The organism is Paenibacillus sp. D9 (genome assembly GCF_001188365.1).
Lineage (GTDB): Bacteria > Bacillota > Bacilli > Paenibacillales > Paenibacillaceae > Paenibacillus_O > Paenibacillus_O humicus.
In genome coordinates this window covers 207,581-221,036 of sequence record NZ_JZEJ01000001.1, presented here as the reverse complement: position 1 = coordinate 221,036, position 13,456 = coordinate 207,581, and the positions used below count along the sequence as shown (strand labels likewise).

General features: G+C 50.7%; 16 protein-coding genes and 1 tRNA gene. 3 read left to right on the top strand and 14 right to left on the bottom strand.

All coding sequences use genetic code 11. From position 1 onward, the window contains the following. Positions 1-5 precede the first annotated feature (5 nt). The 8 genes from VE23_RS01045 to VE23_RS01015 form a co-directional block, all read right to left on the bottom strand. Positions 6-713 carry a hypothetical protein gene (locus tag VE23_RS01045; protein ID WP_021877788.1) on the bottom strand — a complete coding sequence of 236 codons (708 nt, stop codon included), beginning with the start codon at positions 711-713 and terminating at the stop codon, positions 6-8. A gap of 11 nt (positions 714-724) precedes the next feature. Next, a complete protein-coding gene (locus VE23_RS01040; protein ID WP_021877787.1) occupies positions 725-1,846 on the bottom strand; it encodes an SAF domain-containing protein in 1,122 nt (373 codons plus the stop codon). A 47-nt stretch (positions 1,847-1,893) separates the two neighbouring features. After that, the gene (locus VE23_RS01035) at positions 1,894-2,505 is read right to left on the bottom strand and encodes a hypothetical protein (RefSeq protein ID WP_049867097.1); all 612 of its coding nucleotides are present in this window, start codon (positions 2,503-2,505) and stop codon (positions 1,894-1,896) included. A 2-nt stretch (positions 2,506-2,507) separates the two neighbouring features. Next, complete coding sequence (locus VE23_RS26260) at positions 2,508-2,678, bottom strand: hypothetical protein (RefSeq protein ID WP_021877785.1); 171 nt, start codon at positions 2,676-2,678, stop codon at positions 2,508-2,510. Positions 2,679-2,762: 84 nt separating this feature from the next. Then, positions 2,763-3,707, bottom strand: coding sequence for a ParB/RepB/Spo0J family partition protein (locus VE23_RS01030; RefSeq protein ID WP_048743941.1), 945 nt, complete (start codon positions 3,705-3,707; stop codon positions 2,763-2,765). Continuing rightward, on the bottom strand, positions 3,655-4,482 hold the full coding sequence (locus tag VE23_RS01025; protein WP_021877783.1) for a ParA family protein: 828 nt from the start codon (positions 4,480-4,482) through the stop codon (positions 3,655-3,657). The genes VE23_RS01030 and VE23_RS01025 overlap by 53 nt, the downstream gene beginning before the upstream one ends. A gap of 245 nt (positions 4,483-4,727) precedes the next feature. After that, positions 4,728-5,525, bottom strand: a complete 798-nt coding sequence (locus tag VE23_RS01020; RefSeq protein WP_069202412.1) for a Shedu anti-phage system protein SduA domain-containing protein — start codon at positions 5,523-5,525, stop codon at positions 4,728-4,730. An 18-nt stretch (positions 5,526-5,543) separates the two neighbouring features. After that, positions 5,544-6,233: a hypothetical protein gene (locus tag VE23_RS01015; RefSeq protein WP_021877781.1), complete on the bottom strand. Its 690-nt coding sequence runs from the start codon at positions 6,231-6,233 to the stop codon at positions 5,544-5,546. 902 nt (positions 6,234-7,135) lie between these two features. Here VE23_RS01015 and VE23_RS01010 point away from each other — a divergent pair. Together VE23_RS01010 and VE23_RS01005 are read left to right on the top strand one after the other, a co-directional pair. Beyond that, positions 7,136-7,405 (top strand): helix-turn-helix domain-containing protein, encoded by a 270-nt coding sequence (locus VE23_RS01010; protein ID WP_048743932.1) that lies wholly within the window; start codon positions 7,136-7,138, stop codon positions 7,403-7,405. 75 nt (positions 7,406-7,480) lie between these two features. After that, complete coding sequence (locus VE23_RS01005) at positions 7,481-8,749, top strand: tyrosine-type recombinase/integrase (protein WP_083436177.1); 1,269 nt, start codon at positions 7,481-7,483, stop codon at positions 8,747-8,749. Positions 8,750-8,751: 2 nt separating this feature from the next. Here VE23_RS01005 and VE23_RS01000 read toward each other — a convergent pair. The 5 genes from VE23_RS01000 to VE23_RS00980 all read right to left on the bottom strand — a co-directional run bounded on the left by VE23_RS01000 (position 8,752) and on the right by VE23_RS00980 (position 10,982). Next, positions 8,752-8,838 (bottom strand) — tRNA-Leu (locus VE23_RS01000). A 266-nt stretch (positions 8,839-9,104) separates the two neighbouring features. Beyond that, entirely contained in the window at positions 9,105-9,563 is a 459-nt protein-coding gene (locus tag VE23_RS00995; protein WP_157053885.1) for a hypothetical protein, read from the bottom strand. A 32-nt stretch (positions 9,564-9,595) separates the two neighbouring features. After that, a complete protein-coding gene (locus VE23_RS00990) occupies positions 9,596-9,799 on the bottom strand; it encodes a hypothetical protein (RefSeq protein WP_127507673.1) in 204 nt (67 codons plus the stop codon). 192 nt (positions 9,800-9,991) lie between these two features. Continuing rightward, positions 9,992-10,321 (bottom strand): hypothetical protein, encoded by a 330-nt coding sequence (locus tag VE23_RS00985; RefSeq protein ID WP_048745550.1) that lies wholly within the window; start codon positions 10,319-10,321, stop codon positions 9,992-9,994. Between the two features lie 88 nt (positions 10,322-10,409). Beyond that, the gene (locus VE23_RS00980; RefSeq protein WP_021877826.1) at positions 10,410-10,982 is read right to left on the bottom strand and encodes a xanthine phosphoribosyltransferase; all 573 of its coding nucleotides are present in this window, start codon (positions 10,980-10,982) and stop codon (positions 10,410-10,412) included. Positions 10,983-11,143: 161 nt separating this feature from the next. Between VE23_RS00980 and VE23_RS00975 the strand changes: the two genes are divergently transcribed. Beyond that, a complete protein-coding gene (locus VE23_RS00975) occupies positions 11,144-12,190 on the top strand; it encodes a YkvI family membrane protein (RefSeq protein ID WP_048745552.1) in 1,047 nt (348 codons plus the stop codon). On the opposite strand, the gene VE23_RS00970 is transcribed toward VE23_RS00975, so the two are convergent. After that, on the bottom strand, positions 12,187-13,329 hold the full coding sequence (locus VE23_RS00970; protein ID WP_049867095.1) for a glycosyltransferase family 4 protein: 1,143 nt from the start codon (positions 13,327-13,329) through the stop codon (positions 12,187-12,189). The genes VE23_RS00975 and VE23_RS00970 overlap by 4 nt on opposite strands. Between the last annotated feature and the right edge of the window lie 127 nt (positions 13,330-13,456).

Below are 13,456 nucleotides of genomic sequence, written 5' to 3'. Positions count from 1 at the left end.
CCTTTCTACCACACCCGCACCCGTTTACGGGCGATTGCCCAGGCTCGTCGCGCTGTCTTGCGGTCGCAATCGCCAAGCTGCTCCAGCATCGTCAGCAGCATCTCGCGAAACGCCCCGGTCAGCCCGCGAAGGTCGATGCGGCCGTGGTGTTGATTGTTCAAATCGACGGCTGCATCGCGTTCGTCAAAAGGGAAGCGAAACACCGTATCCTCCAACTGGATATGCCGCAACCGCTTTTCGGCTCGCCACGCTGCCAACTTTCCCGGTATGTCAGGGGAGAGCAACTCGAAAAACGAGATAGGCTCTTCCGTGTTCTGTAAGCCGAGACGAAGCATCAGCTCCTCGTTTTTCTCCAGCGATAACCGCCTTCCATCCCAGCACCACACCCGCTTATCAAACTGGGACAGGTTGTGGTGGAAAACAAATTCCGTATGGTCAGTGTCCACCAGCATGATGTCGTATGCCGGTGTCGTCCCTGCCTGTGCCAAGCCTCGTTCAAGCTGTTCGGGAGTGAGATAGCCGTAGGCCACATCCATACCTTCATAATCCTGAACGGCGCTATTGGCATAGGCGTGCGGCAGATAACCCCGAATCGACTGCGTGACGGTGGAATCCACCAACAGCACTTTATTCCCCAAGGCCACAAGCAAGCGGCCAAGCACCAACAAAGCATGCGTCTTGTCCGCTACGCCGATAAAAACAATTTTTTTCATATCCGCACTCCTCATTGATTGAAGATGTTTTCCCACTTATCTTCGCTTGCCGGAGGCGCTTCGGTTGCAGGAGGCATACCCGATGGCAGCGACGGCGAAACGGCAGGAGGGGGCGTCTGTTGATTTTTCGGAGATTGAGTAGCTGCTGCACCAGCAGCATCACTCACGCTAGGCTGCGGACCATTCGTCGAAACTGCTGATTCTCCAGACTGCGGTGTGCCTACTGGCTGTGTTCCGCCCATGGCATTGCCCTGCCGCGTCGTCATCCGTTCGTTTTGCAACTGCTGCTGCACGGTTACACTACCGCTGGTGACGCGAAGTTTGTCCGAGTCGCTGACCGCCTTCAAATTGCCATCCAGCGTTTGACGCAGCGCGCGGGCAAGTTCGATTTTTGCGGTTTCGAGCAGATTGGGATCGACCGCCATCAGGTTCAATACCTTCTGATTGGCCGGATAGTTGACCACAGCCGCTTCCTGTAAGCCCGGCTCGATGTACGGGAGGGCATACAGCCGCGCTCCCTGCAAGTACGCATCAATAATTGCGCTGGACGTTTGGAGGATGTCCATCTCATTCAGTTCCAGCCACACAACCGTACCGGACAGCTCCTGTACCTTCTTTTTAGATAAAAGAACAAAGTCCTCGCCGGTTGGAAAGCCGATGCGAACGTCTATATATTGGTTAGGCTTGAGATTAGAGGGAAGCTGAATGACCTGAAACTCCTGTATGCGCAAATCCTTCGGAATGGGCTGTCCTTCGTACAATAAAGAGGAAAGTAGCGGCATTCCTGATGCAAGCTCGATCTTGGCGTTTTTGCCGATGATGCTTTCCCGGTCGGTGATTACGCCCGGCGGAACCAAACTGACGGGCATCGGAACAGCCTTGAGGTCATCCGCTTTGAGCGAGACGCCTGCCGGTATCGTTTTTGCAGTCGTCCAGACATTTCGGCTGTTTTGCTGCTCCTCCTTTTTCAATTGCTGAATCTGCCGCTCATACTCCTCTTTCATCTGTTGCTGCTTTTGCTGCTGGTCGGTGTGCTGCATCAGCATATACAAGGCCGCTGCTACCAGAAGCGCCACGCTGATCGCAATGGCTCCCATGATGAGCGTCTTGCGGTGTCGATACGTCCATGACATCGTTCACGATCTCCTTTCATTTATATAGAAGATACCTTGCGCTTCTCTTAACGCGCTTCGCCTCGCGGACGCGGCTTTGATGGGGCTTGCTCCGCTTGTCGTTGTGCCAGCTTCTCGGCCGCCCATGTGGGCGTATGCTCCGGCTTCAGGAACCCCATCAGGTCTTCCCGGTTATAGCGGTATTCATCGCCGGAATAGAGGGTTTCCGCATAGACCGCCCGCCCACGTGAGTTCCCCGAAGCCCCGAAACCTCCCGTTACCCAAATCAACTGATGGTCTGCCGTGCGAAATTCCGGCCGCAACCAATCCAAACGGGTCACAACAATTCTGCCGCCGAGATCATCGTCACTTTTGATGGGCAGGCATTGGTCCGGTTGAATGGGAGGCATCGGCTCCGTGATCGTAGCGCGCTCGGTCTGGAGTTTCTCGATTTCCCATTGCAATAGCTTGGTAAATTCCTGCATTGCGACTAGGTAATCCTCATATCCTTCTGCACCGTAATACTGATCGATACCAAACAAATTATTCTGCGAGCAGTAGCAAACCAAATAGGGCTTTTCGGTATTCGTGATGTCGATGCCTAAAACAACCTCCACCCTGCCAATGGGTAGCGCTTGATAGACTTCGTAGTCACCGGCCATTCGTTTCTCTTGCTCCATCGTCAGCCCTCCCGGTTCTTTTTGCGGTCACGTTTCTTGTGCCAGCCTTCGGCTTCCTGAGCCTGCTTGCGCAGTTGTGCTTCTTCCTCCTCAGATGGCCTACTACGCGCAAAACCCGGCTTTTCTTTCATCAGACGTTCATACTGACGCCGTTTTCCTTTCGTAAAGTCCATTGGATGATCTCCTCCCCGAAAATGGGCATAAAAAAAGCTCTCCGTCAGGGGAGAGGGTGCATGAACAAGGCGGCAACGGGGGAATTACCGTTCGTGCTCCCTCTGCCGCCTTTTGTACCAGCTTTCCAGCAGTTGCACGATCAGGTCTTCCTTTTGTTTTTCCGAGAAGTCTCGTGGGAAAAAGCGGTCGATTCGTTCTCGCTGAATACTCATTTTTTCTTTCTGATTCGGCTTTTCCTCCGTTAGTATGGTGTAAATGACATCTGTATTCAGCCTGCCTTCTTGACTCATCTTTTTCATACGCTGAGCCTGTGCAAGTGAAGGCGTGCAGTCCTCTGCCTGCATGGTATCGAATAGGGCTTGCTGTTCTTTCTCGGCCAAGTAAGATAACTCAACGGCAGGATTAAAGGCAATCCGTTTGTCGTCTACCATTTCGAGAATGTGAGGAGTGAGTTCGGTTAGGCGAACGTATCTAAATATTTGGTTTTTGCTTTCGCCCATCTGTTCTGCTAATATCTCGCTTGATTTCTTTGCAGCAGACTTGTTCCCAACTTGGGAACGAGTTAAATCTGTTCGTTGTCCTTGTCTGTTCATTGCTTCCAATTTCATTTTGTAGGCAAAAGCTTTTTCACTCGGAGAAATATACTCCCGTTGCAGGTTGCTATCCACCATGATGATAGTCGCCTGATCGTCATCCAACTCGCGAACGAGACATGGAATTGTCTCCATACCAGCCAATTCACTTGCCTTCTTTCGACGATGGCCGGATACCATCTCGTATCCACCGCCTACCTTTGGCCGAACTAAGCCGGGAACAAGGACACCATACTGCTTGATACTATCCGCCATTTCTAACATCGCTTCATCCGCCCTTACCTTAAAGGGATGACCGGGAAATTCACTAATTTCAGCCAATGGAATATCCATCACCTTTTCCCGTTGCGAATCGTTGCGGCTTTCCTCTGTCGAGAATAAATCATCGACTTTGGTCAGCTTTATGCTGGCGAGCCGATCTTCTTTCGCTGCCAATATCCTGCACCTCCTTCGTAAGTGCAGCGTAGGCTTTAGCAACCTGTCCGTTCGGATCGTGGGCGTAAATGCTTTTACCCTTGGCGCTTGTTTCCGCCGCGCGGATGGACAGGGGGATTTCTGTATTGAATACACGCAGCTTATCCCCATAATCCCGACGCAAAACTAAAGAAATGTCTTTGGCGAAATTGGTTCGGCTGTCTACCATCGTGAGCAGCACACCGTCCACAGCCAGCTTCGGATTAATTTGACGCCGAACGCGGGCAACCGTCTGCAAAAGCTGCGTCATGCCTTTGGCGGGCAGATAGTGTGCCTGTACCGGGATGATGACGCTATCCGCCGCTGCCAATGCGTTGATCGTCATCATGCCCAAGCTCGGCATACAGTCGATCAGGATATAATCGTAATCTGCTTTTACGGAATCGATGTACGAACGCATAATCGTTTCCCTGCTCATCGTATTGACGAGCGCCACTTCGACCGCCGATAATTCGATGTTTCCCGGCATCAGGTCGATACCTTCGTGATGGTGCAAAATACCTTCCCTCGGTTCATACGGCTCCTCCGTCATGCCCTTCACTAGCATTGTGGCGAGTGAAATGGACAGACTATCCGGTTCATGGAAGCCTAACGAATCCGTCAGGTTGCCCTGCGCATCCGCGTCCAGCAGCAAAACTTTCTTACCTTCAGCCGCTAAGCCAATACCGAGATTGACCGCCGTTGTCGTTTTGCCGACGCCACCTTTCTGATTGGCGAGAGCGATTACTTTGCTCATCCAACAACTCTCCTTTCACGCAAAAAAGCCGACTGCACTGAACATTCAATAGTTCAGACAATCGGCTTTTTTGAAAAGTATCTATATAAAAAGAGAACGCCCCCGAAAGTGGAAGGCATTCTCTTGGACATTCATCGAATATAGCAATCTGGCATCAAAAACAAATCGCGAAACTATTCTCTTTCGTTCAACATATCTACCCATCCCACGCCCAAATCCAAGTCACTTGACCACAAGGATATTTCTTAATACGTTGATCGTCCAATGATCTCGGTAACATTATCGTATAAATTATCGAAGTGAAGAAGACTAATTTTATCGTTATCCTTCATATTGCGTTGAATCCAGTAAGTATTTTCATCAAAATCTTCGCGGCGTCCCGCTACAACTGTGTAATGAATCCGCGTTTTATCTAGTTTAAGAAATTCGCGGGGTAGTTCCATGTTCGGATGTTTGTATTTGTTAAACGATTCTTCAAGCGTGGGAAAATTAGGTTCAAGGTATCGTTTCCATTCGTTAATTTGCTTAATCCCCTTACGAAACGCCGCACCTAATTCGCCGTCTTTAATGGTAATGTCTTTTTTGGGGTGTTCCAATTCAACGAGAATAAATTCGTAGCCGCCTGATCTCTTCCCAATTATCAGATAATCAACGCGGTATGTATTGCCGAACCAAAATTCCGGTATAACGTAGGCTTCATGATGCCCGAAGTTGTGGTCTTTGAGAATGGAACCAATTATAAAATACGCTTGGTTCTGTTTTATAAACCTCATGATCGAAGCTTCGGTGGCATCCGGCTTGTCTAGTTCAACAAGGAACTTTTCCGTTAGATGGTTCAATCTATCTTCTTCTCTCAGTTCTTCGACATCCAAAAAATTGTTTGGAAATAAGCTCATGAAATGCCGCGCTGCCTTCGGATATTCTCTATAACGACTTCTTTTCCGCCATCTTCCTGTGCCTATTTTTTCATCTTGTTTCATCGCTTCCCATGTAATTCTTTCTTCTTCGGTAAGTTTCGTATAATCTCGCGAATACAATGACATTTTAACGATTCACCCCTATTAAAAACCGATCATCGATCTAAATGGCGTATATCCAGTTACAATCGTAACAATTGAACTGACTAGACCTATCACACCAATAAGAAAGGAAAGCAGCTTGACTGGATAGTTATTTGAAAGTGTGTTGTACATCCTATATCGTACTAATCCTGACCAATACATCAAAGATATTGGACTTGTAACAACAAAGCGGACCCCTTCACGAAGCCATATTAACGGGTTCTTCACTTCCTTTTGTGCTTCATTCACCCAGCCTTCTGCGGCGCCTATAAACGTAAGCAACACATCGTCTATCGTACTGATAACTTCCTGCAATATTCGACGTTCCAAATCCAAACTATAACTATTAACCATCTCTGAATAGTTTTCTCTAATGCCACTTATTCCGTTTACGATAATTTCATAGTTCCTAAAATAATGATTCGCGCCGGGTGGTTTATACACCGATGCTATACCGAATGACCCCATTAACGTTTGCATCTTTGTTGATTTCATTTTTAGCCATTGGTATTTGTCGCCGTTGAATGTGTTTTGAAACAACGGCGAACAAAAATCTCTATAATTATTCATAAACTCGATAGCGAAGTTTTCGTTTTTTACTGTGGTTCGAAGAGTAGCAACTGTTTTGACGAAACCAATAACAATAATTAACACGACAATAATAAATGGTAGCCAGTTGTTCAACGACACGACTCCTTAACATGTTATATGGACGGACGATATGTATAATATTGTATCATATTTTGACGCTTATCCGGGAAAGCCTTCATCGTAAAATAACCTATTCAACACGTCGATCAATTAAAATCACACATAACAGATATGTTACTTTCAATGATAATAAACTCATCCAGCGAACGGCGGTTAACCGTCCTCATAGGCTGTCGCCCCTTCCAGGATCACTGCAAGCCGCCCCCATTGCGATAACTATGGCTAGACGGAAGTATCATTATCCCGCCGCATAGATTATCGCCAAAATGATACCATCATTTATTTTTGCATAGGTAAAGATCGCTCGCACCCCAAATAAAGGATGGTCGTGGCGCACCTGCAAAATGGCTTTCCCTTTCGGGTATGCGGGGAACGTACCGGATGAGTGGTTATGTTATTGTCAAAGAACGGTGGAGGGATGTATCCCCTCTACCATCCGTTTCATTTTTGAAGCCAAACCGGACCCTTCTCTCAAAAAATATTTATGAAAATAAAAGCGGCAGCATCAAACTCTTCATAGAGCTTGGTGCTGCCGCAAATTATTGTGTGTAACTGCATCCTTTCCGTATGTTTGAAAAACTCTTTAATATAAGATATGTTCTAGTGTTTTAGGACATTGATCATTTCATAGCATTCGCGCAGGTGCGAGTCCTCCTTCAAACACAGGTTTACAAAGGTTTTCATTTCCTCTATTGACCACCGCACATTCCCCAGAATTTCACAACAGACATGAACTCCATACTCACGCCCATTCTGTTTTCAGCGAATAAAGTAAATTTTTTCTCGGAAGTGTCCGATTTCCCCCAAAAAATGAAACGGATAGTAGAGGGATATTTCAGAACCTCATCTCAATCGAATTATGTTGAATAAGGAGTTCGCCCATGCCACACAATCAAAATCAACCAGTTCTTGAACCTGATCCTTACCAACTTCTTTTTCAGACCATGCCTGATGTCGTAAATGTCGAGCAAATGTGTACCATGTTAGGCGGCATTAGTACCAAGACAGGCCGCAAATTACTCCAATCAGGGCGCATCGCCCACTTTCGCATCGGGCGCTTCTACAGAATCCCGAAGCTGAGCATCATCCATTATTTACGGGAAATCATGACCCCCGGCACTCCACTCGACTATGACGCTTTACAGCATTGAACTAATCTTTCTATGCCTGTTATCATTAAAGTGTCGATGGTAGGAAGCCGGGCTGCTATCCTGGGAGGGATTACGATGGTAGCAGGCCATCTGCAAGAAAAGAAAGGGAATTATTATATCGTTCTGAATTACAAAGACGAAGAGGGCAAGCGGAGAACCAAATGGATTGCAACAGGGTTACCGACAAAGGGGAACAAGAAGAAAGCAGAAAGCATGCTGCAAGACGCACGCAAGAGCTTTGAAATTCCTTCTGAAACGATTGTCGAGGAAATAACGCCGCCGATTGAGAAGAAAGCCACTCCAGACGCGGACAGTCCAGCCGGTGTTCTTTTCAGCGATTTCATGTTGGAATGGCTGGAAATGATGAAGCATCGAGTCGAAGTCACTACTCATGCCGCGTACACCTTTGGGGTCAAAGGCCGAATCGTCCCTTACTTTCGTGAAAAAGGATTTCGACTGCTGGAGATACAACCCAAACACTTGCATGATTTCTACCAGCACATGTTAAAGGAGTTCAAGCTTTCTACAAGTACCGTACAACACTTTCATGCCTATATCCGTCAAGCTCTGCAACACGCGCTTAAAATGGATATGATTTTAACCAATCCGGCTGATAAAGTTGAGCGCCCAAAAAAGAACCATTTTGTAGGAAGCTTCTACAACGATCAAGAGCTTCAGGAGTTATTCGAGGCAGTAAAAGGCGATCCAGTCGAGCTTGCCGTCCTACTGGCCGCTTTCTATGGCTTACGGCGCGGCGAGATTGTAGGGCTCAAATGGCAGGCGATCAACTTTCAGAACCAGACACTTACCATCCAGCACACCGTCATTCCTGTTTCCTATGAGGGCAAACAAATCACAATCGCAAAGGACCGGGCCAAAAATAAATCCAGTCGTCGCACCCTTCCCCTCGTCCCGGCGTTTCAGGAATTGCTTTTGCGATTACTTGAGGAACAGCAGCGAAATCAGGCGCTCTACAAAAGTTCGTACTCCAATGACTACAAAGACTATATCTATGTAGATAAGCTAGGGCAATTGATAAAACCGGGGTATATTACGCAGCACTTCCCGATTGTGCTAGAGAAGCATAATTTGAGAAGGATTCGCTTTCACGATCTTCGGCATAGCTGCGCCAGCTTATTGCTGGCAAATGGCGTTAATATGAAGGACATTCAAGAATGGCTTGGGCATAGCCATTACTCCACAACGGCTAACATTTATGCTCATCTTGACTACAGTTCAAAGATTTCGTCGGCACAGGTCATGAGCAACACTTTACAAATCCCAATCATGCAAAAAGCTCCTGAATCGTCACAAGGACAAATTCAAGAGCTCGTTAATTGTTAGGGTGGTGCGGTCAAGAGGACTCGAACCTCCACGGTATTGCTACCACTGGCACCTGAAGCCAGCGCGTCTGCCAATTCCGCCATGACCGCACATTTTTACCCTCATGTGCCTCTCGGAAAACGGAGAGAACTACAGGAGAGAACTTGGAACCAATACTTCAGTAAAACCGCATAACCACAAGGGTTTTGGGGAATCTCAACCAGCTTTCGCACAAGTACCTGAATCTAGCGCGTCTGCCAATTCCGCCATGACCGCAAATAAACCGCTTCGGCAGCACATGTATCGTCGCTGCAACGTTAGTTATAGTATCATGGCAGTCATGGACAAGTCAATTGAATCAAAGAAGTTCCGCAATTCAGATTTTGGACGGGACAGGCTGATAGGCATAGCTGCCTCCCGCCGATTGTCCCCGCTCCGTCTCGGACACCCTCCCGAAATCTTCGGGAGGCATTCCATATGAGGCCGCACTCCGATCTGTATCGGTTGCCTGGACGTCCTCCGGCACATAGCCGTATCGGCCGCAATCGAAGCTCCCGTTGCCGGACTCCGGTGCTCCATACACAAGAGCGTCGATGCCTATGCTTTCATGGCTGGATCGACCGGAGCTTTCCTTGTCCGACGCGCCGAACGGCGCTTCTTGCGTTGTCTCGGCAGCACCCTTGGGAGCGCAGGGATACAGCTCCACCCCTCCGAATGCCAGCTTGTCCTCTTCATGTCCGGACAGCCGCACGCTTCCGCATACCGGGCACTTGTGAATCGAGATTCCGTCCGCTTCCGTATGATTCATGACCATATGGTCGTTAGGGCATAACATGTTGCGCCGCCTCCTTCGTTTGTTGAGGACGATCAGGAACGCGGAGCCGCTGCAGGCTCGTACCGGTAGCTCCGGCTCAGCTTGACGACACGCTTGTTGGGCCTTCGGATCATGACCGAGTCGTCATCCCACGCTACCACGATTCCGAGCACATCGTTCTGCTCCATCTCATCCCGGATCACCCTGACCTTCTCGCCTGAGATCCGATATTGGTTCAGCAGGTCTTCGCTTGCGATGTTCATAAAATTACCCTCCATTCTCTCGGTTGAAACATTTTCAGCTTGCCTCTCCTATCCTCAAGACACAAAAAAGCCCCGGGAAGACTGGCTGGCGGCATGTCTCCCGGGATTCTCTATGCTTTCATTCGGCGTTGCCGAAAGATTTCATTCGGCGTTGCCGACAGGCTCCTTCCGCGTTGCCGAATGATTTCATTCGGCGTTGCCGACATGCTCCTTGGTGTCGTTGGTCTCGAACCATTCGTCCAGAACTCTGGAAGACATGACGCGCTTGGCGATATAGTCGGCCTGGCGTTCCGTGAACTGGCCCTTCCACTCCATCCCCAGCTCCTCGCTGAGCTTCACGACCGTCAGCAGCTCCGACCAGGCGACATAGCGCTTGTACCAGAAAAACTGCGGATGCTCGATCATGTAAGGATAGAGATCGTCAAACTCCGTATGTTTGCAATCGAGCGCGCGCTCGAAATGGACTTTGGCATCGGACAGCTTGGATTCAAAAAACTCGGGACTCGCGTTTTCCATATCCTTATGCCTCCCTTGAAGAATCTTGTTCCTATTATAGGGGATACGGCTATCCGGGGAAAGAGTTGATTTCCCCATACGGTTGTGCTCAATCCGCGAACACGATGTTCCCGTTCTCGAGCGAGGCGATCTTGACCAGGGATTCGACGCGGATTCCGCTCTCCCTCAGCGTGCTTGCGCCGGCTTGGAAGGCTTTCTCCACGACGACGCCGAGACCGGCCAGCGAAGCGCCGGAGCGCTCGATGATGCGGACCAGGCCGCGCGCGGCATCGCCGTTCGCGATGATGTCGTCGATGAACAGCAGCCGGTCGTCCGCGGAGAGCATGGACTTCGATACCATCAGATCCGTCACGATTCCCTTCGTGAACGACGGCACCCGTTCCGAATAATGATCCGGATCGGCGATCAGCGTCTTCTTGCGGCGGGCGAACAGCAGCGGCACCCCGAGCTCGAGGGCGGTGGCGAATGCGACAGGAATGCCGGACGATTCCACCGTAATGACTTTGGTCACCCGCTCTTCGGCGAAGATGCGCGCGAATTCCCGCCCCATCTCCATCGTGAGGATCGGATCGACCTGATGATTCAGAATCGCATCGAGCTTGACCACGTCGCTCGACATGACCGAGGCTTCCTGCAAGATGCGTTGCTTCAATTGTTCCATGGCGCATTAGTCCCTTCCGGCGTCATTCTTTCCGTTAAATTATCATAGCTGGAGCGATCGCGCAACCCGGGACCGGCCCGCCGCCTGCCAAAGACTTGTCATGCCTGTCCCCTCGCTGTCATAGAATGGTAAGGATTGATTTAGAAGCGGAGGCGACGAAAATGCCGGGACGCACAGGGCGAGTGCTGCAGATCGGGTTTACGTATATGGGCACCATCGTCGGAGCCGGCTTCGCGACCGGACAGGAAATCCTGCAGTTTTTCACCCGGTACGGCTACTGGGCTTCCTTCACGATTGCTGTCGCGACGGTTTTTTTCATCTGGCTCGGAGCCAAAATGATGATTCTGGCCGGGGAGATCGGCGCCAAATCCTACGAGGATCTCAACAAAGCTCTGTTCGGCCGCTCGATCGGTCAACTGGTCAGCCATTTCATGCTTGTCGTGCTGCTCGGCGTCAACGCCATCATGCTCGCCGGAGCGGGAACGATCTTTTATGAGAACTGGAACATCTCGTACCAGACCGGGCTCGTCGTCACTCTCGTCGCCTGTTATGCGATGCTGCGCAGAGGCATGAAGGCGATCCTTACCGTCAACAGCATCGTCGTGCCCGTCATGCTGCTGTTCACCGTTTTCGTCCTGTTCGATACGTTCCATTCTCCCGGCGCAGAACGCTGGATCACGCTGCAGACCGACGCATCGCCGCTTCGGATATGGGCTTCCCCATTCCTGTATACAGCTTTCAATCTCGCCATGGCCCAGGCCGTGCTCGTGCCGCTCGGAGCCGAGATCGCCGACCGCAAGGCGATCAAGCTCGGCTCCTGGTTCGGAGGCTTCGGCATCGGCTTCATGCTGCTGGCCGGCCATATCGCCCTCAGCTCCCATATGCCGGGCGTCCAGCAATACGCGATTCCGATGGGCGGCATTGCCCGGCAGCTCGGCAGCGGCGTGCAGCTCATCTACATTTTCCTGATCTTCTCCGAGATTTTCACGACGCTGATCGCGGACGTGTACGGTCTTGCTCTCCAGCTGCAGGACCGCCTTCCCATTCCCCGGAACATGATCATCATCCTCATCCTTATTTTCTGCTACCTGCTCAGCCAGATCGGCTTCGGCCCGCTCGTCTCGACGCTCTACCCCTTGTTCGGCTTCGTAAGCCTTGGATGGCTGCTGCTGATGATACGCAAAAAAACCGGGAGCGGGGGGAACTAGCCTTTCCCGCCCGCTTCCGGCGCCGTCTCGAGATAAACCTGCTTCAACTGGGAAATCACTCTCGTGAGGGAGTAGGCTTTTTTCGCCTTGTCCCACGCCGCTCGCGCCAGCTGATAGCGGAACGTCGAATCCGTCACGAGCCTCTCCAGCGCAGCCGCGAGCGCGGCCGGATCGTCCGGGGGAACGAGCAGCCCGTTCACGCCGTCATCGATCTGCTCGCCGATGCCGCCGACATCCGTCCCGACAAGCGCAAGCCAGCATAAGGCCGCTTCGGCGAACACGCTGCCGAACGCCTCCGCTCTGGACGGAAGGACAAAAACGTCGAAGAAAGGCATGAACTCCTCGGGATGAAGCATATAGCCGTAAAAGATGATGTCGTCGTATAAGTCCAGGCTTAGGGCCAGCGCCTCGAGCTCCTCTCGGATCGGGCCGTCGCCGATGATGTGGAGCACGAACGGATGCCCTTTCGCCTTAAGCTCCGCGCAGGCATGAAGCAGGATGTCGATGCCCTTGGCCGGGACGAGCCGGCATACCGTAATGAGCTGGGGAACCGCATTTTCATGGCTGATCGGCTTGAATCTGCGCTCGTCGAATCCGTTGGCGATGATTCCGATCTCTTCGGGGCGCTCCACATAGGGCGCCAGATAGGCGCGGAATGAATCCGATACCGTCAGGATCCGGTCGGCGGTATCCTCGATTTCCTTGTAAATGGATGTCAGGAACCGGTGTTCGGGACCGCCCTCCTGGATTTTGCCGTTCAGGATCAGCTCCCTCTCGTAGCTGGAATGAATCGTGACGACCAGCGGCGTATCCGGAAAGACCTGCTTCATGACTAGCGCCGCTACGGGATGATGAGCATGGATCAGATCATAGGAGCGCTTGATGCGCAGCTTTGTCCACCACAAGTAATCCCGGAGCGTCTGCAAATATTTGGCCGTAATCGGATTGTCCTCGAACTCCCTCGCCTCCAGATGGAGGAACGGAAAGTCCTCTTTTCCTTTGCCCCGGATTCTTTTGGGCAGAGAGAACAGCTCCGTCGGCCAGCCGACTTTGTTGAACCTCTCCTGCATGTACGGAACCATGGAAGAAACGCCGCCGGGCTGTTCCGGCGGAAAAAACAAGGCCTGTAAAATTTCCATCGTCCGCATCTCCTCCGAACAGACATGATCATGTTATACTAGAACGGACGTTCCCTCTAATATCTTCCTTCCGTCAAGCCGATACCGCCATTGTAGCATGAAATGGACTCTCGGTAGATTCCAGGCA

Bases quoted from the DNA above. Each gene is read 5' to 3' on its own strand.
- VE23_RS01025 (WP_021877783.1), bottom strand. From the start codon at position 4,482: ATGAGCAAAGTAATCGCTCTCGCCAATCAGAAAGGTGGCGTCGGCAAA.
- VE23_RS01035 (WP_049867097.1), bottom strand. From the start codon at position 2,505: ATGGAGCAAGAGAAACGAATGGCCGGTGACTACGAAGTCTATCAAGCG.
- VE23_RS00980 (WP_021877826.1), bottom strand. From the start codon at position 10,982: ATGGAACAATTGAAGCAACGCATCTTGCAGGAAGCCTCGGTCATGTCG.
- VE23_RS26260 (WP_021877785.1), bottom strand. From the start codon at position 2,678: ATGGACTTTACGAAAGGAAAACGGCGTCAGTATGAACGTCTGATGAAA.
- VE23_RS00995 (WP_157053885.1), bottom strand. From the start codon at position 9,563: ATGTTATGCCCTAACGACCATATGGTCATGAATCATACGGAAGCGGAC.
- VE23_RS00975 (WP_048745552.1), top strand. From the start codon at position 11,144: ATGCCGGGACGCACAGGGCGAGTGCTGCAGATCGGGTTTACGTATATG.
- VE23_RS01040 (WP_021877787.1), bottom strand. From the start codon at position 1,846: ATGTCATGGACGTATCGACACCGCAAGACGCTCATCATGGGAGCCATT.
- VE23_RS01045 (WP_021877788.1), bottom strand. From the start codon at position 713: ATGAAAAAAATTGTTTTTATCGGCGTAGCGGACAAGACGCATGCTTTG.
- VE23_RS00985 (WP_048745550.1), bottom strand. From the start codon at position 10,321: ATGGAAAACGCGAGTCCCGAGTTTTTTGAATCCAAGCTGTCCGATGCC.
- VE23_RS01005 (WP_083436177.1), top strand. From the start codon at position 7,481: ATGGTAGCAGGCCATCTGCAAGAAAAGAAAGGGAATTATTATATCGTT.
- VE23_RS01010 (WP_048743932.1), top strand. From the start codon at position 7,136: ATGCCACACAATCAAAATCAACCAGTTCTTGAACCTGATCCTTACCAA.
- VE23_RS00970 (WP_049867095.1), bottom strand. From the start codon at position 13,329: ATGGAAATTTTACAGGCCTTGTTTTTTCCGCCGGAACAGCCCGGCGGC.
- VE23_RS01020 (WP_069202412.1), bottom strand. From the start codon at position 5,525: ATGTCATTGTATTCGCGAGATTATACGAAACTTACCGAAGAAGAAAGA.